We start from the raw sequence: 25,370 nt of genomic DNA, 5'->3' as shown, positions 1-25,370 counted from the left end.
GGCGTTATTCAGCTATCAAGGGTGACGCATGACAAGTCAGGTCGTGCGTCCCGAAACAAGTGTTCCGCCTACGGATGGCCGGGTGCGGAACTGATATCTGCCTTGCAAAGGTAGAGGCCATGCCGGGCGGCATGGCCTGAAGGAGTACAAGCAGCATGCGCACTTCGGAAATCGCCAAGCGCTTCCTCGATTACTTTCAGCAGCAGGGACATATGGTTGTCCCATCCGCCTCGCTGATTTCGCCCAACCCGACCACCCTCTTCACCATTGCAGGCATGGTTCCCTTCATTCCCTACCTCCTGGGTGAACAGACCCCTCCGAAGAGCCGGATGGCAAGCAACCAGAAGTGTGTGCGCACCTTGGACATCGAAGAGGTGGGCAAGACCACCAGGCACGGCACCTTCTTCCAGATGGTCGGGAACTTCTCGTTCGGCGATTACTTCAAGGAGGAGGCCATCCACTATGCCTGGGATCTCCTGACCCGTCCCCAGGACCAGGGCGGGTACGGTTTCGATCCGGAGACCCTTTGGGTGACCACATACACGGATGATGACGAGGCCCGCTCCATATGGAGGAACGAAGGTTTCGATCCGGAGCACATGGAAATCCTCGGCATGGAGGACAACTTCTGGACCACCGGTGGCCCTGGGCCCGGTGGACCCTGCTCGGAGATCTATGTCGATAGGGGGCCGAAGTACGGAGTCGAAGGTGGCCCATCCGCCGACGAGAACCGGTATATCGAGATATGGGACCTGGTCTTCGAGAACTATGAGGTCGACAACGTCAAGTCCAAGACCGACCTGCACATCGTGGGCGAACTCGAACACAAGAACATCGACACCGGTGCGGGTCTGGAACGCTTGGCATACCTCCTCCAAGGCAAGGAGAACATCTACGAGACCGATGAGGTATACCCGGTCATTGAGGCTGCGGAGAGGATCTCAGGTCGCAAGTACGGCGAGAACGAGGACGACGACGTCCGTTTCCGCGTCGTTGCCGACCATGTCCGCTCGGCTCTGATGATCATGAGCGACGGGGTGCGTCCCAGCAACGTGGGCCGGGGATATGTGCTCCGCCGGCTCCTGCGCCGTTCGATTCGGTCAATGCGCATGCTGGGCGTCAGGGATGAGGTTCTGCCTCAGCTCTTCCCGGTTTCCAAGGATGCCATGGCCCCCAGTTACCCAGAGCTCAACGATACCTTTGCGGAGGTCTCAGAATCGGCCTATGGCGAGGAGAGCGCCTTCCGTCGGACCCTTGACAAGGGAACCACGATTCTTGATGCCGCTGTGGAAAAGGCCAGAAAGTCATCCTCAGAAGAGGTCTCTGGCGATGACGCTTTCACCCTTCATGACACCTATGGGTTCCCGATTGAGCTCACTCTGGAAATGGCCGAGGAGCAGGGGGTCAAGGTCGATGAGGCCAAGTTCCGCGAGCTCATGAACGAGCAGAAGTCCAGGGCAAGGGCGGATGCTCTCAAGAAGCGCCATAATGTGGATCTGAGCGTATACGACGATCTGCGTAAGAACCTGGCCGAGCCGCAAAAGTTCCTTGGGTATACGGACTTTTCGAGCCGTTCAAGGGTAATCGGCATCATCCAGGAAGGGAAGGGTGCCGTTCCGGCGGTCACGGCCCCGGCCACTGTCGAGGTCCTTCTGGACAGGTCGCCGTTCTATGCCGAGGCAGGCGGTCAGCTTGCCGACCAGGGCGAGATACTCTCTGACGACGGAGCCGTTCTGGAGGTTGACGACGTCCAGAACCCCATCAAGGGTCTGACCGTGCATCAGTGCCGCCTGACCGAGGGAACCCTGACCCTTGAGGCCCAGGTTACGGCCACCATCGACCGGGTCAGGCGCGGGGCCATCGCACGTTCGCATACTGCGACCCACATGGTGCACAAGGCGTTGCGCGAGGAGCTCGGCCCTCAGGCCACCCAGCGCGGTTCCGAGGATGCGCCCAACAGGTTGCGTTTCGATTTCCAGTGGTCCCAGGCCCCCAGCAGGAGTGCCATGGACGCGGTTGAGGCCAGGGTCAACGATCGCCTGCGCGACAATCTGGCCGTGACCACCGAGGAGATGAAATTCGATGACGCCATCGCTTTGGGTGCCATGCATCTCTTCGGCGAAAAATACGGCGACATCGTCCGTGTGGTTTCCATCGGCGAGGACGGTTGGAGCCGCGAACTTTGCGGCGGTACCCACGTCGATCATGTCGGCAAGATTGGTGCCGTCTCCATTATGTCCGAGGCCTCGGTCGGTACCGGTGTACGACGAGTCGATGCCGTGGTGGGCCAGGGCGCATACCAATACAACGCCAGGGAGCATGCCCTGGTTTCGCAGCTCTCCGATACGCTCAATGCTCGCCCCGACGAGTTGGAGGCCCGCGTGGCCACCCTCCTTGCCAAGCTCAAGGAATCCGACAGACGTCTGGCCGCGGCCTATGAGAGTCAGCTGGCCCAGTCCGTGCCCGACCTGGTGGCACAGGCTCAGCAGTCTCCCGCTCCGATCAAGGTTGCTGCAAAGAACGTGGGCCACTTCGGATCCGCGGATGCCCTGCGCAAGACAGTGACCGATATCCGCGCACGTCTCGGTGAGGATGATCCGACTGTTGTGGCCCTTGCAGGTGTCACCGAGGATCAGAAGCCTGTGATCTATGTGGCCACCAACGAGAAGGCCCGTAAAGATGGCATCAAGGCAGGAGACCTGGTGCGAGGCGCGTCCAAGATCCTTGGAGGCGGTGGCGGTGGCAAGCCCGACTTCGCCCAGGGCGGCGGACAGGATGCCGACAAGATCGACCAGGCCCTGTCGGCCCTTACCGACCAGGTCCTGAAAGGCTGACCGTCCTGTATGAGCACACCCATATGGATGGGAATAGACCTGGGAGAGGCCAGGATCGGCTTGGCTTTATGCGACCCGGAGCTGACCCTGGCATATCCGGCGGGCAATATCGAGGTTCAGGGCGACTACTTCCGGGGCCTCTGGCCTGTGGTCGATCTGATCCGGGAGCATCATGTCGATCAGGTCATCGTTGGTTACCCCCTTCTCCTCAACGGTACCGAGGGGAGGAGCGCCAAAAATGCGAAACGATGGGTCAGGAACCTCACCCGTATACTGGCAGACGAGGAGAATGACGGTCTGGAGGGGGAGTCGGCGGTCGGAGTGGTGTTGCGAGATGAACGATTGACCACGGTCAGCGCCCATCAGCAGCTTTACGATGCACAGGTCGGTGGGCGTGGGCACCGACCTCGGGTGGATCAGCAATCCGCTGTTGTGTTGCTGCAGTCGGCCCTGGATGAGTACAAAGTCAGCAAGGAGCTGTAATTGGCTGAAGATATACAGGACTTTTTTGAAGACAAGGTTCAGTGGGTGGAGCCGGGGCAGGACCCGATTCCGGTCCAACCCCCGCGTCCGCCCAGGTCCAGGCGCGAGATGCGTAGGCGTCGACAGAGGAGGCTACGACGCCGTCGTGTGACTGCTGTCGTCATCGTCTTGGCCCTGGTCGTCGTAACCATCTGTGCCCTTTTTGTCACCAGGTCACTGAAAGGTGCATCCTCCCGGATGACAGCGACCAAGGAAATCGCTCTGGATTACCCCGGTCCAGGGGAAAAACCCATCCAATTCACCGTGGAGAGCGGTCAGGGCGCCGAGCAGATTGGTATGAACCTTCTCCATGCTGATATCGTCCGTTCCTCGGAAGCCTTCGTTCAGGCAGTCACCAATGAACAGGCGGAAGGCAAGCTCTTCCCGGGCACCTTCGATCTCAAGACCAAGATGAAGGCATCCGATGTGATGGCTGTTCTGACCGATCGAAGCAAGGCGCGTGGCATGTTGCAGGTCCGCTCCGGCGACCGTGCCGAGGATGTCATGGCGCGTGCGCAGCAGCTGTCTGGGTTGCCGGAGGAGGACTTCGATGCAATCGTGGGCAACAAGGGGCAGGGTATCCTCCCCGTCGAGGCCCAGGGGAACTTCGAAGGGTGGCTGGAACCGGGCGAATATGACGTCAAATCGCTGGGGTCGGCCCAGAAGATCCTGTCGACATTGGTGGGGAAGCGCATCCAGAAGCTCGATAACCTCGGGGTTCCGAAAGGCTCCGAGCGTCAGGACATACTCGTCAAGGCTTCAATAACCGAGGCGGAGGTCAACAAGCCCCAGTATTACGGGAAGGTGGCCCGGGTCATAGACAACCGCCTTTCCAGGAACATGCCCTTGGGGATGGATAGTACAGTCGCTTACTCCAACAAGGTATCGGCCCTGGAATTGACCAATCAGATGCTGCAGGACCCTGATGATACGTACAACACCAGGGTGCATGGAGGTCTGCCACCCGGGCCAATCGGGTCAGCAGGTGACAACGCGATCAGGGCGGCCTTGACCCCAGACAATGGGGACTGGCTCTACTTCGTTACCGTCAACCTCGATACCGGTGAGACCAGGTTCAGCAACAACGAGGACCAGTTCAACGCCGATGTCAAGCTATACAAGCAGTGGGAGTCGGAGCACAATCAGTAAGTGTGCTGACTGGTGATCAACCACCCAGCAGTGCCGTTGCGGCAGTGGCAACCGCTGCCGCAACAAGTATGACGGGAACGAAGGCAAGGGTGTCAGCACGTTTGCCCCGGTCTTTGCCTATTCGTCCGACTGCCAGGGAACCCAGGCCAAGCACCCCCATGAGCAACCACCAGACCAGGGTGGTGGTCCAGCCCAGGAGACCGATGGTGAAGGCCATCAGGGATGTGGCGGTGACGTCCCCCAACCCCAGGGCACCCGGTCGTACCAGGGCCAAAAAGAACTGGATTCCCGTTGATCCCAGACACAGGACAACAGCGGTGACCAACGGTGCGATACCGTGTCCGGCCAGACTGTAGACCACGAGGGTGAGTCCCTGTACCAGGAACCCGAGCAGGACGATTGAACGCGGCACAAGGCGGGTCCTGATGTCGGTCCAGGCAAGGTAGAGGGTAAAAATGAAACCGGGAAGGGTCATGAGGTAGGCCATCTCCTAAGATAAGCATATACATGAGAAAACCGGCAAAAGGAGTTCATATGTTGCGCTGGCAGACGGCGGGGGAATCCCATGGAGAAGCCCTGGTGGCCATGATGGAGGGCTTACCGTCCGGGGTCAGCGTCGATACCGATGACATTGTCGGGGCTCTGGCGCGTAGGCGCCTGGGCTACGGGCGCGGCGCCCGTATGGGATTCGAACAGGACAGGGTTCGTCTCCTGACCGGAGTACGCCACGGATCCACACTCGGATCCCCCATTGCTCTTGAGATCGGCAACACGGAGTGGCCCAAGTGGGAGCAGATCATGAGCGTTGACCGGCTTCCTGAAGGGGTGGAACTGCCTGCTGAGGGGCGAAACGCTCCTCTGAGTCGGCCCAGGCCTGGCCATGCTGACCTGACTGGTATGAGAAAGTACGGCTTCACCGACGCACGCCCGATCCTTGAGCGCTCCTCAGCCAGGGAGACGGCCTCACGCGTGGCTCTTGGTGCCATTGCTGCCCGCTTCCTTGAACAGGCCTTGGGAATCAGAACGGTCTCACACGTCCTGTCCATCGGTGGGGTGGGTACGGAAGACCGTTCCGTCCTGCCTGGCCCCGACGATGGTGCTGCACTGGACGAATCGCCGGTGCGCACCCTGGATAAGGATGCCGAGCGTCGGATGATGGACAGGATCGACCAAATCAAGAAGGATGGCGATACGGCAGGTGGTGTCTTCGAGGTCATTGCCTACGGTGTGCCGGCCGGCCTGGGGACCTACGTAGAGTCTGATAGGCGTCTCGATGCGGCACTGGCATCGGCCTTCATGGGTATCCAGGCCATCAAGGGAGTTGAAATCGGTGACGGGTTCGATGAAGCCGACCGCCCTGGATCCCAAGCCCACGATGAGATGGTTCCCGGTGAGGACGGAACCATCCAACGACTCTCCAACCGGGCGGGAGGCCTTGAGGGCGGCATGTCGAATGGGCAACCCATCCGTGTCCGTGCGGCCATGAAGCCCATCTCCTCGGTGCCCAAGGCCCTGAGGACCGTAGACGTTCTGACCGGTGAACCGGCCACCGCCATTCACCAGCGCTCCGATGTCACTGCGGTACCTGCCGCTGCGGTCGTCGGCGAGGCCATGATGAACCTCACACTGGCTGCTTTCGTGCTGGAGAAGTTCGGCGGGGACAGCCTGGAGGAGGTCTCTCGGAATGCCGAGGCGTATCAGAACTCATGGGATGAGGGTCTCAGGTAAGGCGGAACAGGCATGATCAGGCACTCTCTCGTCGGGCATGGGCAGGAACCCCATATTCCCAAGGCGGTCATCATCGGGATGCCGGGAGCCGGGAAGACCCGCATCGGTAAGGAGGCGGCCTCCCTGATGGGGGTACCCTTCAAGGACTCGGACCGCATTGTCGAGCAGGATGCGGGCCGGTCGATCAACGAGATCTTCGAAGCCGAGGGGGAGGCCTCCTTCCGTCAAAGAGAGAGTCGGATTGTTGGCGACCTCTTAAGGGACTTCGACGGGGGTGTCCTCTCCCTCGGGGGTGGAGCCCCGATGACGGCTTCCGTTTACGAAGCCCTGCGGGAGTACCGTAATCATGGTGGCAAGGTGGTCTATCTTGATGTGGACCCGGAAGAAGCGAAGTCGCGGTCCCTGCGTGTTAAGAACCGGCCCCTGCTGCGGGGGCAGACCCATGAGAAGTGGATGGAGCTGTACAGGGAGCGTCGTCCGGTTTACCAGAGCGCTTCGAACATTTCTCTGAAACCCAGGGGAACCACACCGGATGTCATAGCCCAGCGGCTTGCCGATGCCCTCTCAGAGCGGGTGGTTCATGTCAGCAACCTCGATCCGTATGATGTACGCATCGGCGCGGGGGTGACCAGCCGCCTCCAGGTCCTTCTGGGTGAAGAGGTCATGCGGGTGGCTCTCATCCATACCACACCGGTCCAGAGGCACTCCGACAGGGCACGGGCCCTCTTGAGGCAGGCTGGTTACCAGGTCGTTGACATGGTCATTCCAGATGCCGAAGCAGGGAAGACCGTTGCCGTGGCCCAGGGAATTTGGGAGCGTCTTGCTGACGAGGGATTCACCCGCTCGGATGCCATCGTGGGGCTCGGAGGTGGTGCGGCCACCGATTTGGCGGGCTTCATCGCAGCCTCCTGGATGCGCGGTATCCGTTATGTCAACTGCCCGACCTCATTGCTTGCCATGGTGGATGCCTCGACAGGCGGCAAGACCGGAATCAACCTGAACCAGGGCAAGAACCTGGTCGGGAGCTTCTATACACCGGTGGGGGTCCTTGCTGATTTGAGGACCCTGAGAACCCTGCCCAACGACATTTTCGTGGAGGGGCTGGGAGAGGTGGCCAAGTCCGGATTCATCATGGATTCCGAGATTCTTGGAATCCTTGAAGAGAAGGCCGAGTCCCTGCGTTCCTTCGACGGAAACGAACCCGAGCAGTGGCTGGAGGGCGTGGTCGAGGATCTGATTGAGCGCACCGTTCAGGTCAAGGCACACCATGTTTCCGTCGATTTGCGTGATGTCGGAGTGCGTGAGTTTCTGAACTACGGACACACCCTTGGGCATGCCATCGAGAAAATAGAGCACTTCTCCTGGCGGCATGGGCAGGCGGTATCGGTGGGAATGGTGTTTGCTGCCGAGTTGGCGTCACTGACAGGACATCTCGACAGGGATATGGTTGACTACCACCGCAGTCTTCTCTCCTCCCTGGGGCTGCGCACCACCTGGGACGGGGGTGATTTCGACCAGGTTCTTGCCCTGATGCACAAGGACAAGAAGGCCAGAGGGAACAAGCTCAGATTCATCATCCTCGACGGAATCGGCAAACCGACCCACCTGGACGATCCTCCCCTGGATGCAGTCCGGGAAGCCTTCGGACGAATCCGAAGCAAGACCTGAGTGCAGGGCCGGTAAAAGGAAGCAAGGCAAGAAATGGAGTCGGATATGGGTACCAGGGTCGTTGTGGTCAATGGTCCGAACCTGGGCAGGTTGGGTGTCAGGGAACCTGATGTCTATGGACATCTGGACCTGAAAGCGCTCCGCAGAGACTGCACGACCTGGGGGAGTGAGCTGGGCCTGGACGTGGAAGTGCGTCAGTCCGACGACGAGGGCCAGGTCATCTCCTGGATGCACCAAGCGGTCGATGAGCGAACCCCGGTGGTCATGAACCCGGCGGCCTTCACCCATTACAGCTATGGCCTGGCCGATGCGGCCGCCCAGGTGACCGAAGCCGGGCTGCCTCTGATGGAGGTGCACATCTCCAATCCCGCTTCCCGCGAAGCCTTCCGTCGGCATAGTGTCATATCACCGGTGGCCACCGGCACCATTACAGGCTTGGGATTCTATGGGTACCGTTTGGCCCTTGAATCGGTGGCCCACCTCATCGAGAGGTCGTGAAGTCCAGTGCCGCGGTTGCCAAGGTCCGGCGGGAGGGCCGGAGGAGCGGCGGACGGGCCGCCCGCGCCAACAGGTGAGCAACCGGCAAGGGTGCCGAAGACCATTCAGGTCAGGGGTGCCCGGGTCCACAACCTTCGTGGTCTCAATCTTGATATACCCCTGAATCGCCTGGTCGGTATCGCCGGGGTATCGGGTTCAGGCAAGTCATCACTGGCACTTGGAGTCCTCTATGCAGAAGGCTCAAGGCGATATTTGGAATCCCTGTCAACCTATACCCGAAGAAGGATGACCCAGGCCCAGCGGCCCGAGGTCGACTCCGTTCGTTTCCTACCTCCGGCATTGGCGCTCAGACAGCGCCCCGGGGCTGGTGGGATGCGTTCAACCTTCGGAACTTCCACCGAACTCCTCAATGTTCTCCGGCTCATGTTCTCCCGACTGGCCTCGCACGTCTGCCCCAACGGGCATTATCAGGAACCCACCATGCGAGTGGCGGCTGAAATGCCCATCATCTGCTCGGTCTGCGGGGAGCGCGTCCAAGCCCCCAGCGCCGAGGAACTGGCGTTTAACTCACTGGGCGCCTGCCCGACCTGCCAGGGAACGGGGACGGTTCGGGAAGTGGATGACGCCACGCTGGTTCCTGACCAGGATCTGACCATCGATCAGGGTGCGGTGGTTCCCTGGAGGACATTCGGTTTCAACGTCCAGCCTGATATCGTGCGAGAATTCGGGGTGCGTACTGATGTGCCCTGGAAGGACCTGACGGCTGACGAGAAGGAGATCGTCTTCAACGGGCCTTCCGAAAAGAAGCACATCACCATCACCTCCGTCAAAGGGGTCCATGAGCTGGACTTCACCTTCCGTAACGCAAGATTGACGGTGACCGAGGAACTCAAACGTGCCACCGATGACAAACGCCTGTCCAAGGTGGCGAAGTTCCTGACCGAAAGGACCTGCCCGGACTGTGGTGGAAGTCGCCTCAACGAGGTTGCTCGACAACCTCGGATAGGGCAGGACAACCTGGCCGCGGTCACCTCCTGGCCGTTGAGGAGGGTGCTCCACTGGTCCGAGAACCTTCCCGCCACCTTGCCTGAGTCAATGCAATCGATGGCGCGGTCCTTGGCGGATACACTGCAAAATATGGGTCGCCGCCTGCTGCAACTGGGCCTGGGGTACCTGACCCTGGACAGGTCCACCGTCTCCCTGTCGACGGGGGAACGGCAACGTACCCAGCTCTCCCGCGCTGTCCGCAACGAGACAACCGGTGTCCTCTATGTTCTTGATGAACCCTCGACAGGTCTTCACCCGGCCAATATCGAAGGTCTCATTGGGGTCATGCGTGATCTCCTGGCCAGTGGAAACTCGGTGGTTTTCGTGGATCATGACGTATCGGTCCTCGGAGCGGCCGACTACTTCATCGAGATGGGACCTGGTGCCGGTAGCAAGGGTGGCAGGGTGATAGCGCAAGGCACTCCCGAGCAGGTGGAGGACGCCCCCGAGTCCCGCATAGGTGGCTTCTTAAACGGGCGTGAAGAGGTTCTGGTCAGAGAGCTCCGGGACATTCCGGCTTCACCGACGCCCCTGTCGGCCGATGAAAACGGGGAACAAGGGTCGGTGAGTACCGGGGGAAAACGAACCCACAGTGATTCGTCCCGTGCCGCCTCCTGCGACTGGATCCGGATGAGCACCGGCCCCATCCATACGGTCCGGCCGCTGGATGTGGCCATACCCCGGGGTCGCATGACGGCCGTGACAGGGGTGTCCGGCTCAGGGAAAACGACCATGGTCTTGGAATGCCTGGTACCTGCTCTCCAAGCCATACAGGAAGGACGGTCCCTGCCGGAGTCGGTCAAGTCCATATCGTCCTCCGGCATAGATCGGGTCAGACTGGTCGATTCCTCACCCATCGGAATCAACGTCAGGTCCACCGTGGCAACCTATTCGGGCATTATGGATCATCTGCGACGTCTCTTCTCGAAAACCGCCGCCGCCCATGAGGCGGGGTACAGGCTCTCGGACTTCTCCTACAACACAGGATCGCTCAGGTGCCCGCAATGCGAAGGGACGGGGCAGATCAGCCTTGATGTGCAGTTCCTTCCGGATATTCCCATCACCTGCCCAACCTGCCGGGGAAGCCGGTTCAAGCCTGAAATCGAACGGATAAGGATGTCCACCAAGGCCCATCCCGACCCCATGAGTCTGACAGACCTCCTCTCCATGGAGGTCGGGGAGGCCATGGAGGTCTTTGCTGCGGCCGGTTCCAAGGGAGCTGATGCCGGTGAGTACCCAAGCATCCACCGATCCCTGCGCACCCTGAACGATCTTGGTCTGGGCTATCTGACCCTGGGAGAGGATACGCCCTCATTATCCGGTGGCGAGGCCCAGCGGCTCAAGCTCTCCAATGAACTCGGGCGGAGGCAGAACACCTCCCTCTTTGTTCTGGATGAGCCCACGACCGGCCTCCATCCCCTGGACGTCCGTACCCTGATCGGGGTCCTGGAGCGCCTGGTCGACAGGGGAGCCACGGTGGTGTTCATCGAGCATGACCTGGATATGATCGCCAATGCCGATTATGTGATTGACATGGGTCCCGGTGGAGGAGAAGAAGGTGGCATGATTGTCGCCACAGGGAGACCTGAAACAGTCTGCGCAAGTCCGGTTTCCCTCACCGGGAAGTACCTTGCCAGGCATATCCAGGGGAGCTGACCGGGGGAGGGGCGCATCGCCGCGTCGTCGTCTGCCATACCTGATAGGCTGAAGTTCCATGGTCAGAGAACATGGAAATTCGCAAGGGCATATCACAAAGCACATTTTCGTCACCGGTGGCGTCGTTTCTTCGCTGGGTAAGGGATTGACTGCGTCCTCCCTGGGCAGGCTGTTGAGAAGCCGCGGAATCCGGGTCCTTCAGCAGAAGCTGGATCCCTATATCAACGTTGATCCCGGTACCATGAACCCCTTCCAACATGGTGAGGTCTACGTGACCGAAGATGGGGCCGAGACCGATTTGGACATCGGCCACTACGAGCGATTCCTGGACGTCTTCCTCTCCCAGAAGGCCAATGTGACCACCGGGCAGATATACCAGTCCGTCCTCCGCAAGGAGCGTGCCGGCGAGTACCTGGGGCAGTGCGTCCAGGTCATCCCTCACGTCACCAACGAGATCAAGAGCCGCATGCGTGCCCAGGCCGGTGATGATGTAGATGTGATCATCACCGAGATCGGCGGCACGGTAGGTGACATCGAATCACAGCCGTTCATGGAGGCGGCCCGTGAGGTCAGGCGCGACATCGGGGCGGACAACTGCATGTTCGTTCATGTTTCGCTGGTTCCTTACATCGCTGCCGCCCATGAGCTGAAGACCAAGCCCACCCAGCATTCGGTCATGGCCCTGCGCCAGTTGGGCATCGCCCCCGATGCCCTGGTCCTCCGGTCGGACCGTCCTCTGAGCCAGTCCATTAAGGACAAGATTTCGCTTATGTGCGATGTCGATGCCGAAGGTGTGGTCAACTGCGTGGACGCCCCCAGCATCTATGACGTGCCGAAGATCCTGTACTCGGAGGGTCTGGATGCCTATGTTGTCCGCAAACTTGAGCTTCCCTTCCATGACGTGGATTGGAACGAGTGGGAGGACCTCCTGGAACGTGTCCATAATCCCCGCAACCGGGTCACCGTGGCGATTGTCGGCAAGTACATCGACCTGCCCGATGCCTATCTTTCGGTGATCGAGGCCATAAAGGCCGGTGGGTTCGCCAACTGGGCCAAGGTCGACGTCAAACTGGTTACCGCCGACTCCTGCGAGACCATGGATGGCGCTCGCGAGGCTTTGCAGGGAGTGGATGGAATCGTCATTCCCGGTGGATTCGGCGTACGAGGCATCGAAGGCAAACTCGGCGCTCTCCGCTATGCCCGTGAAACCAAGCTGCCCGCTCTGGGAATCTGCCTGGGCCTGCAGTCCATGGTCATTGAGTATGCCCGCCACGTCCTGGGTCTGGAGGATGCCAACTCCTCCGAATTCGAACCGAACTGCGAGCATCCGGTCATCGCCACGATGGAGGAGCAGAAGGACATCGTTGCCGGACACGGTGACATGGGACATACCATGCGTCTGGGTGCTTACCCTGCCATTCTTCGCCAGGATTCACTGGTTGCTGAGCTCTACGGGAAAACCGAGGTATCGGAGCGCCACCGCCACCGCTATGAGGTCAGCGTGGCCTACAAGCAGGATCTGGACAAGGCCGGCCTGCACATCTCAGGCACCAGCCCTGACGGCCAGCTGACGGAGTTCGTGGAGCTTCCCAAGGACCGGCACCCCTTCTATGTGGGCACCCAGGCCCACCCGGAGTTCAAGTCCCGCCCGACCAAGCCCCACCCGCTCTTTGCTGGTCTGGTAAAGGCCAGCATCGAGCACCAGCAGGCAGCTGACTGATTCCTGTACGGCACAGACCATACGACGATTCCGCCCGTTCTCCGATTCGAGGACGGGCGAAATCGCTATTCGGGCCTTTTGGGTATCTTCGGGTCATAAATGTGACTTAATTCCCTATAGAGCGTAACCTCAATCTGGCGGGTCAAGTTCAGGTTGTTTATCCTTGAAAACGTAGGCGGTCGTCGGCAAGCGACAATACATGTGTGAGGAGGTCTGAGCTCGTGGATAATACCTCGCAGCAGACGGACACATCACGGGATGTGGAGATGAGCCAGTACGTGGCGGATCGCACCCGTGTCAATGAAGATAAAATCAAAGAGGACGACGAAATCATCTCGCAGTTCGGCGAGTACAACTATGGCTGGCACGATTCGGACAAGGCCGGAGAAGCCGCCCACAAGGGAATCGACGAAAACGTCGTCCGTGCCATCTCGGCCGACAAGGGCGAGCCTGAATGGATGCTCGAGATGAGGCTGAAGGGCTACAGGTCCTTCATGGAGAAGCCCATGCCGGACTGGGGCGTGGACCTGTCGGGATTCAATGCAGATGACTTCAAGTACTACGTCAAGCCCCTCAAGGAACAGGCCAAGTCCTGGGAGGAGCTTCCTGACGATATTCGCAACACGTATGATCGACTTGGCATCCCTGAAGCCGAGAAGAACCGCCTGGTCTCGGGGGTCGCGGCCCAGTACGAGTCCGAGGTGATCTACAACTCCATCCGTGACGACCTGGAAAAGCAGGGTGTCATTTTCCTGGATACGGACACCGCCCTTCAGAAGCATCCCGATCTCTTTAAGAAGTACTTCGGCACGGTCATTCCCCCGGATGACAACAAGTTCGCCGCCCTGAACACGGCGGCCTGGTCCGGCGGTTCCTTCGTGTATGTGCCGAAGGGGGTCCACGTGGACATCCCCCTCCAGGCCTACTTCCGTATCAACACCCCGAACATGGGTCAGTTCGAGCGGACTCTGATCATTGCCGACGAAGGGTCATACGTCCATTACGTCGAAGGTTGCACGGCTCCCATATACTCGACCGATTCCCTTCATGCGGCCATCGTCGAGATCATCGTCGAGCCTCATGCCCGGGTGCGGTACACGACGGTCCAGAACTGGTCCAACAACGTCTACAACCTGGTGACACAACGTGCCTATGTCCGTGAGGGCGGCACCATGGAATGGGTGGACGGAAACATCGGCTCCAAGGCCACCATGAAGTACCCAGCCTGCATCCTGGCCGAGCCTTACGCCAAGGCCGAGACCCTATCCCTGGGCTTCGCGGGCAAGGGGCAATACCAGGACACCGGTGCCAAGATGATTCATCTGGCGCCCCATACCTCGTCGACCATCGTCTCGAAGTCCATTTCGCGTAACGGCGGAAGGGCGGCCTATCGCGGCCTGGTCAAAATCGTCAAGGGCGCAGAGAAGTCATCCTCGTCGGTGGTCTGCGATGCCTTGCTGGTCGACGACTACTCGCGCTCCGATACCTACCCTCACGTTGATGTCCGTGAAGATGACGTCTCCATGGCTCATGAGGCAACCGTATCCAAGGTCTCAGAGGACCAGCTCTTCTACCTGATGAGTCGCGGTCTGGAGGAAAAGGAGGCAATGGGCATGATTGTTCGAGGTTTCGTTGAACCGATTTCCCGCGAGCTGCCCATGGAATATGCACTTGAGCTCAACCGCTTGGTCGAATTGCAGATGGAGGGTTCGGTAGGCTGATGTCACAGACAAGCGAAATCACGATTCCCAGGGCGGATCCAAGGGACCCCTATGCCATTCCGGCGACCATGCCATCCAGCGCCGACAAGGAGCCGCGCTCCTTCGACCCGGATGATTTCGTGGTCCCCACCGCCAAGCAGGATGACTGGCGATTCACACCGATCGACCGCATAGGGGAGTTCTTCCAGGTATTCAAGCCCAGTGGCCTGACGGCGGTGACGGTCACCATGATGGACGGAACCCCTGTTGACCCAGACCAGGTGAGCGTATCCAACGTTCCCATGGGCCAGGACCCCTGTGGTTCCGTACTCAAGCCCAGCGACCGTGCGGCGGCCGTGGAATGGGCCAGCGGAAGCGAGGCCACGGTGGTCAGCCTCCGTGGACGTCTGGACCAACCTGTTCTGGTGCAGATCCAGGGCGGAGGAATGGACCTTGACGCCTTCCATCTGGTCATCCGGGCCGACGACGAAGCCAGTGCCGACCTGGTGGTGGAACACACAGGCCAGGCCAGGCTGGCCGAAGGCACGGAGATTGTCACAGGAAAAGACTCCCATGTCTCCACCACCTTCATTCAGGAGTGGGCGGCCGGATCGAAGCACGTGGGCAACCACCGCATCCATGTCGGATCCGGGGCCACACTGCGGCACTCCGTGGTCACCCTGGGTGGTGACTTCGTCCGTCTGCGTATGGACCAGGACTTCGGCGGGGAACAGAGCGACCTGAACATGCTGGGCATCTACTTCGTCGATCCCGGCCAGCACATCGAGCACCGGACCATGGTGGTCCACAACCACCCCGAGTGCAAGTCCCGAGTGGTATACAAGGGAGCCCTCGACGGGGCTAGGGCCCACTCCACCTGGGTGGGCAATGCCCTCATCAAGCCCACGGCCCCCGGTACCGACTCGTATGAGCTCAACCGGAACCTGGTACTGACCCCCGGGGCCATTGCGGACTCCGAACCCAACCTGGAAATCGAGAACGGGAACATCATCGGCGCCGGCCATGCCAGCTCGGTTGGCCGCTTCGATGACGAGGAGCTGTTCTATCTCCAGTCGAGAGGCGTACCCGAAAAGGAGGCCCGCAAACTGGTTGTGCGCGGGTTCTTCGGTGAACTGGTGGAGGAGATTGGCGTTCCCAGTGTCTCCGACCACCTGATGGGTGTGATCGACCGCAGACTGGCCAAGGGCGAAGACGAAGAGATGCAGCACGTTTTGGAGGAGAACTGACATGTCAACACTGGAAATCAAGGATCTGTACGCCTCGGTCGAGACCAAGGAGGGTCGCAAACAGATCCTCAAGGGTGCCACACTGACGGTTCGCTCGGGTGAGACCCACGCCATCATGGGGCCCAATGGTTCGGGCAAGTCCACCCTCGCCTACACCCTGGCCGGGCATCCCAAGTATGAGGTGGATTCCGGTCAGGCCCTCCTGGACGGGGAGGACATCCTGAAGATGACCCCGGATGAACGGGCCAAGGCAGGGCTGTTCCTGGCCATGCAGTACCCGGTTGAGGTGCCCGGAGTCTCCATGACCAACTTCCTCCGGACCGCCAAGACGGAGGTTGACGGAAAGGCGCCGGCCGTACGGACATGGGCCAAGGACCTGAACGCCGCCATGAAGAAGTTGAAGATGGATCCCAAATTCGCCCAACGCTCGGTCAACGAGGGCTTCTCCGGAGGCGAGAAGAAGAGGGCCGAGGTACTCCAGCTGGAGCTTCTCAAGCCCAAGTTCGCCGTTCTGGATGAGACCGACTCCGGTCTTGACGTGGACGCCCTGCGCATTGTTTCGGAGGGGGTCAACAGGGCCAAGGAGAACACAGGTTTGGGCATCCTGATGGTGACCCATTACACCCGTATCCTCAAGTACATCAAGCCCGATATCGTCCACGTCTTCGCCCAGGGGCACTTCGTCAAGACCGGCGGCCCCGAACTTGCCGACACCCTGGAGGAGACCGGGTACGACCAGTACCTTCCTGAAGGCTCCGGTTCGGAATCGGCACTGGCCTGACATTGAGCGGCGGTCAAGGGATGGAGGTGCGGAATGGTTGATGAAGCACAGATTCGGAGTCAGTTCCCGATCCTGGATCAGGAAGTACACGGGCACCCTCTGGTCTATCTGGATTCGGCAGCGACCGCCCAAAAACCGCTGTGTGTTGTAGATGCGGAGCGGGATTTCTACCTGCATGACAATGCGGGTGTGCACCGAGGGGCTTATGAGTTGGCCGCCCGCAGCACCTTGGCCTTCGAGGAATCCCGGGCCAAGGTGGCGAAACTGGTAGGGGCGGAATCGCAGGATGGCGGTGAGGAGATTGTCATCACCGCCGGGGCCACGGCTGCTCTCAATCTCCTTGCCACGGCCTTTGGCAATGCAACTCAGGGGAGGGGCGGGAAGGCCGCTCAGAGATTTGCCTTGCAACCGGGCGATGAGATTGTGACCAGCAAGGCCGAGCACCACTCCGTTCTCCTTCCTTTTCAGGAGCTTGCATACCGCACGTCAGCCGTCTTGAAGACCTTTGATTTGGACGATCAGGGCAGAATCATGGCGGACACGGCCGATGAGGTCATCACCGAGCGTACCAAGGTGGTGGCTGTGACCCATGTCAGCAATGTGACCGGCGCCGTAACCGATATCGCTCCAATTGTCAGGAGAGCCCATCAGGTTGGTGCCTTGGTGATTCTGGACATCTGCCAGTCGGTGCCCCACCTGCCGGTCGACCTGCATGGCCTGGGTGTTGATTTCGCGGTATGGAGCTCCCACAAGATGTACGGCCCGACCGGAGTCGGCTTCCTGTATGGCCGTCGCGAGCTGCTTGAGGCTCTGCCCCCTGCCTCGTTCGGCGGGTCCATGGTTGAGCTGGCGTATACGGACAGGCCTGCCCGGTATATGAATCCTCCCGCCCGGTTCGAGGCAGGTACCCAGCCGGTTGCACAAGTGATTGGTGCGGGTGTGGCCGCCGACTGGCTGCGTGCTATCGGCATGGATCGGATTGCCTCCCACGAGGCCGCCATCACCAAGGGGCTGCTCAGATTGGGGCAGTTGGACGGAGTCAGGATCCTTGGCCCGACTTCGCCTGAGAACCGGATCGGTACGGTTTCCTTCGACGTGAAGGGTGTCCATCCTCACGATGTGGGGCAGTTCATCGACTCCAGAGGCATCGCCATCAGGGTTGGACACCACTGTGCCCAACCGGTTCATAGGCACTTCGGGGTGTACGCTTCGAACAGGGCTTCGACCGGGGTCTACAATACGATGGCCGATACGGATGCCCTGCTTGAAGCCGTCTCCGGGGTCAGGAGCTTCTTCAAGGCGGACTGAACGTTCACCAGGGGCACAGTGACAGGTGAAAAACCAGCAATGCAGGTAGGTTGAAAGCATGGCAGATTTTGGCATGAGCGATCGGGAACTGGAGCAGATGTATCAGGAGGTCATCCTGGAGGCGGCCAGGGATCCCCATGGACGTGTGCCGGAAGACCAGTCAGTCTCATCCGACCCTGATGCTGATGTGACCATGAAGGTCGAGCATGAGTACTGCGTGCCTGCCGAGTCCCATCAGTTCAACCCCACCTGTGGCGACCACGCCACCATCCATGTCGAGGTATCCGATGGCACGGACGGTCAGCCAAAGTCCATCAGGCGAATCGTCTGGCAAGGAGACGGGTGCTCCATCTCCCAGGCCAGCCTTTCGGTCATGGTGGATCTGGTGGAGGGGAAAACCGTGGACGAAGCCATGCGGCTCGCCCAGGAGTTCCACACCCTTATGGAATCTCGCGGGGAGGGTGTCCAGGAAGAAGATGCCGAGGAGGAGCTTGGCGACGCGGTGGTTTTCCAGGGTGTATCCAAATATCCCATGCGCATCAAGTGCGCTCTTCTGGGTTGGGAGGGCATGAAGGCCTCCGTGGCCAGGGCTCTGACGGATATGGACAAGTAATAAGGAGCAGGCGTGATGAGTTCTTCCGATAATCTGGTACCAGAGCCACAGGATTCCATCCTGGCTTCGGTCAACCGTGCCATCGACGATGAAGGAAAGGCCAGGGCCCTGGCACAGAATCCCACCCAGGCGGAGTCCATCATGGGAATGGGAACCAGGTCCGATCCTGCACCTGTTCGTTCCACGGTGGGATCCCAGAAGGAGGCGGACCAGCCCAAGGACAAGGCTGAGAGTTCACATGGCGAGGAGGGTGCCGACCCTGACGACCAGGTTGGGGAGGAACCGGGGGGAGAGACCTCGGCCATTCCACTGAAAGCCGTTGACGATATCGGTCGGGCGACAGCCCAGGATGTGCGTGAGGCCCTCCACCAGGTCATCGACCCTGAATTGGGTATCGATGTGGTGGACCTTGGGCTGGTCTACGGAATCGAAATCGACGAGCTGGGCCGCGCCATCATCACGATGACCTTGACTACCCCGGCCTGCCCTCTGACCGACCTGATAGAGGACCAGTGCGCCAGCGTCCTGGCGGGGCTGGTCGAGGAATTCCGGATCGATTGGACCTGGACACCGCGGTGGAGTCTGGACATGATCACCCCTGACGGGCGTGAGCAACTGGCCGCCATCGGCTTCAACTTTGAGAACATGCCCACTTACGACTGAGCCCAGGTCCGACCCAGCGAATACAATGATGATTCCGGTCCGCCGTGACCGGCACGGCGTATGAGAGAAAGCACGCGATATGTCATTTTCCATGGGCTGGAAACTACACGGCGACGGAAAGACACTGGCACCCGGCGAAGTCGTGGAACCGGATGAACGACTGACCTGGCCGCGCACAGCGGGTATAGGCGCACAGCATGTCGTAGCCATGTTCGGATCGACCTTCCTGGTGCCGATTCTGACCGGATTCGATCCGTCGACCACACTCTTCTTCACGGCCTTTTCCACGGCCCTCTTCCTGCTGATCAACAAGAACAAGCTTCCCTCATATCTGGGAAGTTCCTTCGGCTTCATTGCACCGATTGCGGCAGTCACCTCAGCTCATAAGGGTCTGGCCGTTGCTTCTTTCGGCATCATGGTCACAGGTGCTCTTCTGCTTCTGATTGGCGTCATCGTGCACTACGCAGGCTCCAGGTGGATCGATATGGTCATGCCACCCATGGTCACTGGTGCCATCGTGTCGATCATTGGGTTCAATCTGGCCCCCTCCGCCTGGAATAACTTCAGCTCTGCGCCTGTGACCGCCTTGGTCACCCTGGTCGCGGTCATGCTTATTTCAGTGCTCTTCAAGGGGCTCATAGGTCGACTCAATATCCTTCTTGGCGTCCTGGTGGGGTATGCCTTCGCCATAACCCAGGGTGAAGTGGACTTCACGGCTGTCGAGAAGGCGGCGTGGATAGGTCTTCCCAAGTTCCATACTCCCCAAGCCGACATGAGTGTCCTGGCCATGTTCATTCCGGTCGTTCTGGTTCTGGTCGCTGAGAACATCGGCCACGTCAAGTCGGTCTCCCTGATGACCGGGCGCGACTATGACGATCAAATAGGTACGGCCCTGATTTCCGACGGTCTGGGTACCTTCTTCGCCGGACTTGGCGGCGGGTCGGGCACCACCACCTATGCCGAGAATATCGGTGTCATGGCCGCCACCAAGGTCTACTCTACGGCCGCCTACTGGTGTGCAGCCTTCTTCGCCTTCCTCCTCAGCCTCTGCCCCAAGTTCGGTGCTGTCATCAACACCATTCCGGCCGGTGTTCTGGGCGGGGTCACAACCATGCTGTACGGCATGATCGGCATGCTTGGCATCCGCATCTGGGTGGAAAACAAGGTTGATTTCGGCAAGTCGGTCAACATGACCGTTGGTGCCATCGTCATGATTGTGGGCATCGCGGACTTCACCTTTGCGGTTGCGGGAATCAGCTTCAACGGCATTGCAATCGGCTCGGTGGCCACCCTGGTCATGTACCACGGCCTCAAGGCCATCGGTCGCTGGCGTGGCACCGTTGACGGCGACGACTACATCCACGAAGACCAGACGAGTCCATCCGAGGCCTGATCCGGGACTCCTATGCAGAAGGCACCCATGCTGCGTAACAGCATGGGTGCCTTTCCTTATAGTCGGTGTGCCGCCGGTAGTCTCGCTGATGTGGTTCGGTTCCTGAGTGTGTCGGGTGCTGGCTGGATCAGATCAGGGGCGCGTCGCGTAGAAGGCCACTGCGCTCGAGGCGGCGACGTTCAGACTGTCCACATGGTGGCTCATGGGTATCCGCACCGTCAGGTCGGCATGGGCTATGGTCTGTCTGGACAGCCCGTCACCCTCTGTGCCGAAGACCAGGGCGAGTTTGTCGATGTGTCCGGGATCCGAAGGGGATGAACGGGGGGAGAGGCGTGCGGTCAGGTCGTCGAGGTTGATCGAGTCGTCACTCAGGGCCATGGCGGCAGTCGTGAAGCCCAGACGGTGCAGGTCCTCCAGTCCCTGGACCGGCCAGTAGCTCTTGTCATCCCCGCCGATTCGGGTCCAGGGCACCTGAAAGACCGTGCCCATGGAAACCCGGGCTGCCCGCCTGTACAACGGATCCGAGCAAGACGGGGACACCAGGACGGCGTCCACATCCAAGGCTGCCGCAGACCGCATCAGCGCGCCGACGTTGGTATGGTCGACGATGTTCTCCATGACGGCCACCCTGGTTGCGGTCCTGCACAGCTGGTCCACAGAGGGGAGGGGCCACCGACGCATGGCAGCCAGGGCACCCCTGTGGAGGCGATATCCTGTGATGGACTTCAACTGCTCGGGACTCGCCACATAGACGGGGACATCCGGTCCGAAAGCGGTATCGACCTGGTTGAACATGCTGGACATCCCATCCAACCAGGGTTCCTCCACCAGGAAGGAGATGGGTTCCACTCCTGCATCCAAGGCGCGGGCAATCACCTTCGGTGACTCGGCGATGAACAGTCCCTTGCTTGGTTCAAGCCTGTTCCTCAGCTGCATTTCCGTGAGGTGTGTATATGCCTCAAGGCAGTCGTCGTCGACCGACCTGATACGAACGGTGCGCATGCTTCTTCCTCCTTCGTGACGAAGCCCGGATCAGAGATGATGCCTGTTGCTTATATCGTTTTATATATCGTTATGTCCGTTCAGAATCGGGTCAACATCGTTAAGCTGCACATAAGCCGCATAGAGAGATGGTAAAGCTATGAGAAGGCTCATAACCACATGGGAGCTGATTCCTATTTCGAGGCTTGTTCCAACCACGGTGATCCACGACATGTTTAGCAAGTTCAGAGCTTTGAAAAGCATCACCATAACTGAAGCAATAATTGAGCTATAAGCTCCGGCAAGCAAATGTGCCGATGATGTGTCAAGCAACCATCGTTCGGCAGCATAGTCCGTCGAACCTTGGGTTTTGGCGCTTACAGAATTCCTCCAACTGGCTAGAAGAGTGAATGCAGTTATCAGAGCACCCGAAAGAATAGCAAGCGAAGCCAACAAAGGATCCTCTATGGGAAGCGGATCAACCTGTTGCCCCTTCGATTCGGCCCTAAGAACAATGACACAGCATAAGACAAGGCTCGCGATTGTTGTGATAATTGGGACTCCAAGTATCATGAAGACACTAAACTGATTGTGCTTCATACCTTTCTCTAGGTCATGTTGGACAAACCGCAAAGTAGCTCTCCACTGCGCCCTATATATATAGATAGGTGAGAGCTCCTTCATTTTGCTCCCCCTCTCAAACAATAGTTGGAATTATAATCCCATCCGCATGGCCGATTTCGGTCAGACGAGAATTGGCTTCAGCCCATAAATCTTGAATTGATGCTTTGTCGCCCAAAGGATATACAAACAACTGAGCTATTGCAAGAGCAGAAATTGTCGTTCGCTTCTGATTTTCGATAAAAGTAATCGACCCATCATCCCAGTTTTGAATGTTCTGACTCGCCCAAGAGGGGAATAATGCAGCGATAGCTCCGACTGCAGGAGGATATTCAGCGGATTTTGTGGCAAATTTGGTGAGCTTTTTAAGGATTCCAAGTCCCTCAGTTTTGTGAATATGCGAAGGTTTGGAGTACTCTACCGTGAATTTTTCTTGTGTTTTTGTCCCATTGGATGACACGCCTTTTTTGACCAACTTGAACGATTCCACCTCGGCCTTTCCGAGTGCTGAATCAAATCTATTTTCATCAACTAATGCAACGGAAATAAAGCGGAACCAATCGGCAACCTGCTCTATGCCATGATCTCTTTGTCTGACAGCCTTTTTATGGAGGTAGTATGAGATATGGTCAAAGAGATCAGTTCCCGCCTGTGAGGCGGCCCTCATCTGCGAAGCAATATAACAGCAGTTCCGGTCTTTCGGAAACGATATTCTCACCAGGAATTTTCGGGTCGCGGCATCGTCATGTATGTCTGAGAGGCCGCCGTCATTGCGAATCAAGTAATCAAGATCGCCATACTTGCCTTTGAAAATTTCAATTTCGGTAACATCGCTGAAAACGGGACGTATGTCACGGATCAAAAAACATGGATCGCCTGATTTGGCTGGTTGCTCTGGTTGGAAAATACGTGAATCTAAATACACCCTAGGAGGTTCATGGAGAACTTCCCCCTTCAGGGCGGCTGCCGCATTTAAAACAGTTGTCTGGAATGAATCTTTCCCAAGAGGATTGCCGTCCCCCAATGCCGTACGAGCATTATTCTTATGCACCTCTATCTTAAATAGACGAAAAGCAACATTTGCCATAACCCGATTTCCTTATCGTAGATTGCCTATATGATAAGGTTACCTTTAGGCTGGAAAAATCAGTGTATCTAAGGTTCTGAATGGGTTAGCCCATTAGTTGATGCTTTTTCTAAGTCCAGTGCTTGCCCCTACGCTTCGTTAAAAGTGGCCGACACAACTGGGTACATGATTACAGTCGCGGACGTAAGAAACCAGCACACCTCTCTAGTGTATGCCCGCCGGATGGTCCTGAGTAGGTACACGGGTTTGTTGTCTCGTTATGCGATGAGTTGATGAAGTCTCTGCGTTTCCATTGTGTGATAGTCCGCCGTCTAGTGGGCGCCACGTCGTTTTCGGAGCACATCGGTTGGTGCTGTATTAGTGGCAGGAACTGTCGCGATGTGCCCTAGGGACAACTTAATTGGGCAGACGGCCTTTTCCGGCGATTTGGGTTTAGTCTGAAGGGTGGCATTGTTGCGGCTCGTGCATACCATTATGGGCCAACAATTAGGCCGGGGAGTGTCGACTATCATAGTACACAGCCTTCGGCCGTATCATAGCACGCTGCGTGACTTTTAATGTCATCCAGCAGCTTCCAAGACCTGTTGTTCAATAGCAAAATACCTCTGCAATTGCAGAGGTATTTCCCTTACATATGGAGTGTCCGGAACGGGAGTTGAACCCGTACGCCTGTATAAATAGGCACTAGCACCTCAAGCTAGCGCGTCTACCATTCCGCCACCCGGACAGGTGCGTTTTCGCAACAGAGGATACTATAGCATCTTCCGGCCGGTTTCGCATAGGGGCAGGGTTTGCGTGTCGCATCAGCAGGTGCCGGGCACCTGGCAAACACCGTTCGCCGGAGCGGTTTTCGACCGCCAACGGTAGCCTGAAAGCATGACTGCACCACTCTTCCTGTTGGACCCGCAACAAGATGACACCCCCCTTGCAAGCGACGAGCTGCACACGGGATGGAAACTCGAGCTCCCCCCGCGCATCAGGCGGCATGCCATCCAATCGATGAGGCTGACCGAAGGCAATGAGCTGCAACTTTCCGACGGTCATGGGCTCAGGCTCCAGGCCATCATCAGGGACGCTTCGACCGGTCTGGTCGAAGTGACGGCCGTGGGACGGGAGAGCGGGCCCAGGGTGTCTCTGGTCTTGGTCCAGGCCCTGGCAAAAGGGGGTCACGACGAGAGCGCCATAGACATGGCGACCCAGATCGGGGTCGATGCGGTCCGTCCCTGGCAGGCGGACAGGTCCATCGCCAAATGGAAGGAAGGCCGTACCGATCGCAAGTGGCGTCAGGTTCTGGATGCTGCGACCGAGCAGTCCAGACGTGCCATAACGCCGGAACTCCTACAGGCCATGACCAGTCGGTCTCTGATCCAGGACTGCCGCGAGGCGGCTGCCAGAGGTGATCTGACGGTGGTGCTCCACCAGGATGCCACCATGGCCTGGAGGGATGTCGAGGCCCAGGTCGCCGGCATGGCTGAAGGCGGAAGCGTCCGTGTTGTAATCGGTCCGGAAGGGGGGATCAGCACGATGGAGGTTCAGGCCATGACTGAGGCCGGTGCCGTAGCCACTGCCTTGGGTACCAATATCATGCGAGCCTCGACTGCGGGGCCGGTCGCCCTGTCCCTCCTGGCGGGAGCCCTTGGTCGCTGGGAGGGCTGACCGGGGTGACCACGCTTCAATCCGGGCGAAATATCTGGCAAGAACCATATGATGGGAACAGTGCATTTCAGACTCGGCAGGGTTCGGACAAGGAGCGACTATGAGTGATTCCCCGCGTGGCGATGACTGCATCTTCTGCAGGATTGTTGCAGGTGATATTCCCAGCCGGAAGGTCTACGAAGACGAGAGCGTCTATGCCTTCCAGGACGCCCATCCCAAGGCCAAGGTCCATGTTCTGGTCGTTCCCAGGAACCACTATGCCAATGTGGCCGAGCTGGCCAAGGCCGAGCCTCAGACCTTGGCCCACATCGTCGAGGTGGCACAGTCCATCGCCGACGAGGAGTTCAATGGGGCTTATCGTTTGATCTTCAACTCGGGGGAGGATGCAGGACAGTCGGTCTTCCATGTCCATGCGCACGTCCTGACAGGTGAGGTCCTGCCCGAGTGAGGGGTGTCGAGTCAACGGAGAGAATGACGTGGCGGTAACGACGCGAACGC

21 protein-coding genes and 1 tRNA gene are annotated in these 25,370 nt (G+C 58.8%); 17 read left to right on the top strand and 5 right to left on the bottom strand.

Features of this window, described 5'->3' with window-relative positions:
• Positions 1-155: 155 nt before the first annotated feature.
• Genes alaS through bcor_RS03755 form a run of 3 tightly spaced genes read left to right on the top strand, consistent with a single transcriptional unit; the run spans position 156 to position 4,505 of the window.
• Complete coding sequence (alaS, locus tag bcor_RS03765) at positions 156-2,834, top strand: alanine--tRNA ligase (RefSeq protein ID WP_033496930.1); 2,679 nt, start codon at positions 156-158, stop codon at positions 2,832-2,834.
• Positions 2,835-2,843: 9 nt separating this feature from the next.
• The gene (gene ruvX, locus bcor_RS03760; protein ID WP_033496931.1) at positions 2,844-3,317 is read left to right on the top strand and encodes a Holliday junction resolvase RuvX; all 474 of its coding nucleotides are present in this window, start codon (positions 2,844-2,846) and stop codon (positions 3,315-3,317) included.
• Complete coding sequence (locus tag bcor_RS03755; protein ID WP_033496933.1) at positions 3,318-4,505, top strand: endolytic transglycosylase MltG; 1,188 nt, start codon at positions 3,318-3,320, stop codon at positions 4,503-4,505. It abuts the gene before it with no gap.
• Between the two features lie 16 nt (positions 4,506-4,521).
• Here bcor_RS03755 and bcor_RS03750 read toward each other — a convergent pair whose 3' ends face one another.
• Positions 4,522-4,992, bottom strand: a complete 471-nt coding sequence (locus bcor_RS03750; protein WP_051875655.1) for a prepilin peptidase — start codon at positions 4,990-4,992, stop codon at positions 4,522-4,524.
• A gap of 47 nt (positions 4,993-5,039) precedes the next feature.
• Between bcor_RS03750 and aroC the strand changes: the two genes are divergently transcribed.
• The 12 genes from aroC to bcor_RS03690 all read left to right on the top strand — a co-directional run bounded on the left by aroC (position 5,040) and on the right by bcor_RS03690 (position 20,527).
• Positions 5,040-6,233 (top strand): chorismate synthase, encoded by a 1,194-nt coding sequence (gene aroC / locus bcor_RS03745; protein WP_033496935.1) that lies wholly within the window; start codon positions 5,040-5,042, stop codon positions 6,231-6,233.
• Positions 6,234-6,245: 12 nt separating this feature from the next.
• Positions 6,246-7,901: a bifunctional shikimate kinase/3-dehydroquinate synthase gene (locus bcor_RS03740; RefSeq protein ID WP_051875654.1), complete on the top strand. Its 1,656-nt coding sequence runs from the start codon at positions 6,246-6,248 to the stop codon at positions 7,899-7,901.
• A 45-nt stretch (positions 7,902-7,946) separates the two neighbouring features.
• Positions 7,947-8,399, top strand: coding sequence for a type II 3-dehydroquinate dehydratase (gene aroQ / locus bcor_RS03735; protein ID WP_033497311.1), 453 nt, complete (start codon positions 7,947-7,949; stop codon positions 8,397-8,399).
• A 90-nt stretch (positions 8,400-8,489) separates the two neighbouring features.
• Entirely contained in the window at positions 8,490-11,102 is a 2,613-nt protein-coding gene (locus tag bcor_RS03730; protein WP_033496937.1) for an excinuclease ABC subunit UvrA, read from the top strand.
• Between the two features lie 58 nt (positions 11,103-11,160).
• Positions 11,161-12,822 carry a CTP synthase gene (locus bcor_RS03725; protein ID WP_033490160.1) on the top strand — a complete coding sequence of 554 codons (1,662 nt, stop codon included), beginning with the start codon at positions 11,161-11,163 and terminating at the stop codon, positions 12,820-12,822.
• A 266-nt stretch (positions 12,823-13,088) separates the two neighbouring features.
• On the top strand, positions 13,089-14,543 hold the full coding sequence (sufB, locus tag bcor_RS03720) for a Fe-S cluster assembly protein SufB (protein WP_051875797.1): 1,455 nt from the start codon (positions 13,089-13,091) through the stop codon (positions 14,541-14,543).
• Entirely contained in the window at positions 14,543-15,769 is a 1,227-nt protein-coding gene (sufD, locus tag bcor_RS03715; protein WP_033496941.1) for a Fe-S cluster assembly protein SufD, read from the top strand. Before sufB ends, sufD begins: the two co-directional genes overlap by 1 nt.
• A 1-nt stretch (position 15,770) precedes the next feature.
• Entirely contained in the window at positions 15,771-16,550 is a 780-nt protein-coding gene (gene sufC / locus bcor_RS03710; RefSeq protein ID WP_033496943.1) for a Fe-S cluster assembly ATPase SufC, read from the top strand.
• A 33-nt stretch (positions 16,551-16,583) separates the two neighbouring features.
• Positions 16,584-17,858: a SufS family cysteine desulfurase gene (locus tag bcor_RS03705; RefSeq protein ID WP_033496945.1), complete on the top strand. Its 1,275-nt coding sequence runs from the start codon at positions 16,584-16,586 to the stop codon at positions 17,856-17,858.
• A 58-nt stretch (positions 17,859-17,916) separates the two neighbouring features.
• A complete protein-coding gene (gene sufU, locus bcor_RS03700) occupies positions 17,917-18,471 on the top strand; it encodes a Fe-S cluster assembly sulfur transfer protein SufU (protein ID WP_033496947.1) in 555 nt (184 codons plus the stop codon).
• 15 nt (positions 18,472-18,486) lie between these two features.
• Positions 18,487-19,134, top strand: a complete 648-nt coding sequence (locus bcor_RS03695; RefSeq protein ID WP_033496949.1) for a metal-sulfur cluster assembly factor — start codon at positions 18,487-18,489, stop codon at positions 19,132-19,134.
• Positions 19,135-19,213: 79 nt separating this feature from the next.
• Positions 19,214-20,527: a uracil-xanthine permease family protein gene (locus bcor_RS03690; RefSeq protein ID WP_033496951.1), complete on the top strand. Its 1,314-nt coding sequence runs from the start codon at positions 19,214-19,216 to the stop codon at positions 20,525-20,527.
• Between the two features lie 132 nt (positions 20,528-20,659).
• Here bcor_RS03690 and bcor_RS03685 read toward each other — a convergent pair whose 3' ends face one another.
• From bcor_RS03685 to bcor_RS03670, 4 genes are all read right to left on the bottom strand, one after another.
• Entirely contained in the window at positions 20,660-21,529 is an 870-nt protein-coding gene (locus bcor_RS03685; RefSeq protein WP_033496953.1) for a TrmH family RNA methyltransferase, read from the bottom strand.
• Between the two features lie 60 nt (positions 21,530-21,589).
• Complete coding sequence (locus tag bcor_RS03680) at positions 21,590-22,192, bottom strand: hypothetical protein (RefSeq protein ID WP_033496955.1); 603 nt, start codon at positions 22,190-22,192, stop codon at positions 21,590-21,592.
• 13 nt (positions 22,193-22,205) lie between these two features.
• Positions 22,206-23,216, bottom strand: coding sequence for a hypothetical protein (locus bcor_RS03675; RefSeq protein ID WP_033496957.1), 1,011 nt, complete (start codon positions 23,214-23,216; stop codon positions 22,206-22,208).
• 640 nt (positions 23,217-23,856) lie between these two features.
• Positions 23,857-23,943: transfer RNA gene (locus tag bcor_RS03670), tRNA-Leu, on the bottom strand.
• A 149-nt stretch (positions 23,944-24,092) separates the two neighbouring features.
• Here bcor_RS03670 and bcor_RS03665 point away from each other — a divergent pair.
• Together bcor_RS03665 and bcor_RS03660 are read left to right on the top strand one after the other, a co-directional pair.
• Positions 24,093-24,872: a 16S rRNA (uracil(1498)-N(3))-methyltransferase gene (locus tag bcor_RS03665; protein WP_033496959.1), complete on the top strand. Its 780-nt coding sequence runs from the start codon at positions 24,093-24,095 to the stop codon at positions 24,870-24,872.
• A gap of 100 nt (positions 24,873-24,972) precedes the next feature.
• The gene (locus bcor_RS03660; protein ID WP_033490140.1) at positions 24,973-25,320 is read left to right on the top strand and encodes a histidine triad nucleotide-binding protein; all 348 of its coding nucleotides are present in this window, start codon (positions 24,973-24,975) and stop codon (positions 25,318-25,320) included.
• The last annotated feature ends 50 nt before the right edge of the window (positions 25,321-25,370 follow it).

The organism is Bifidobacterium coryneforme, from assembly GCF_000737865.1.
Lineage (GTDB): Bacteria > Actinomycetota > Actinomycetes > Actinomycetales > Bifidobacteriaceae > Bombiscardovia > Bombiscardovia coryneformis.
This window is presented reverse-complemented; position numbering and strand designations above follow the sequence as displayed.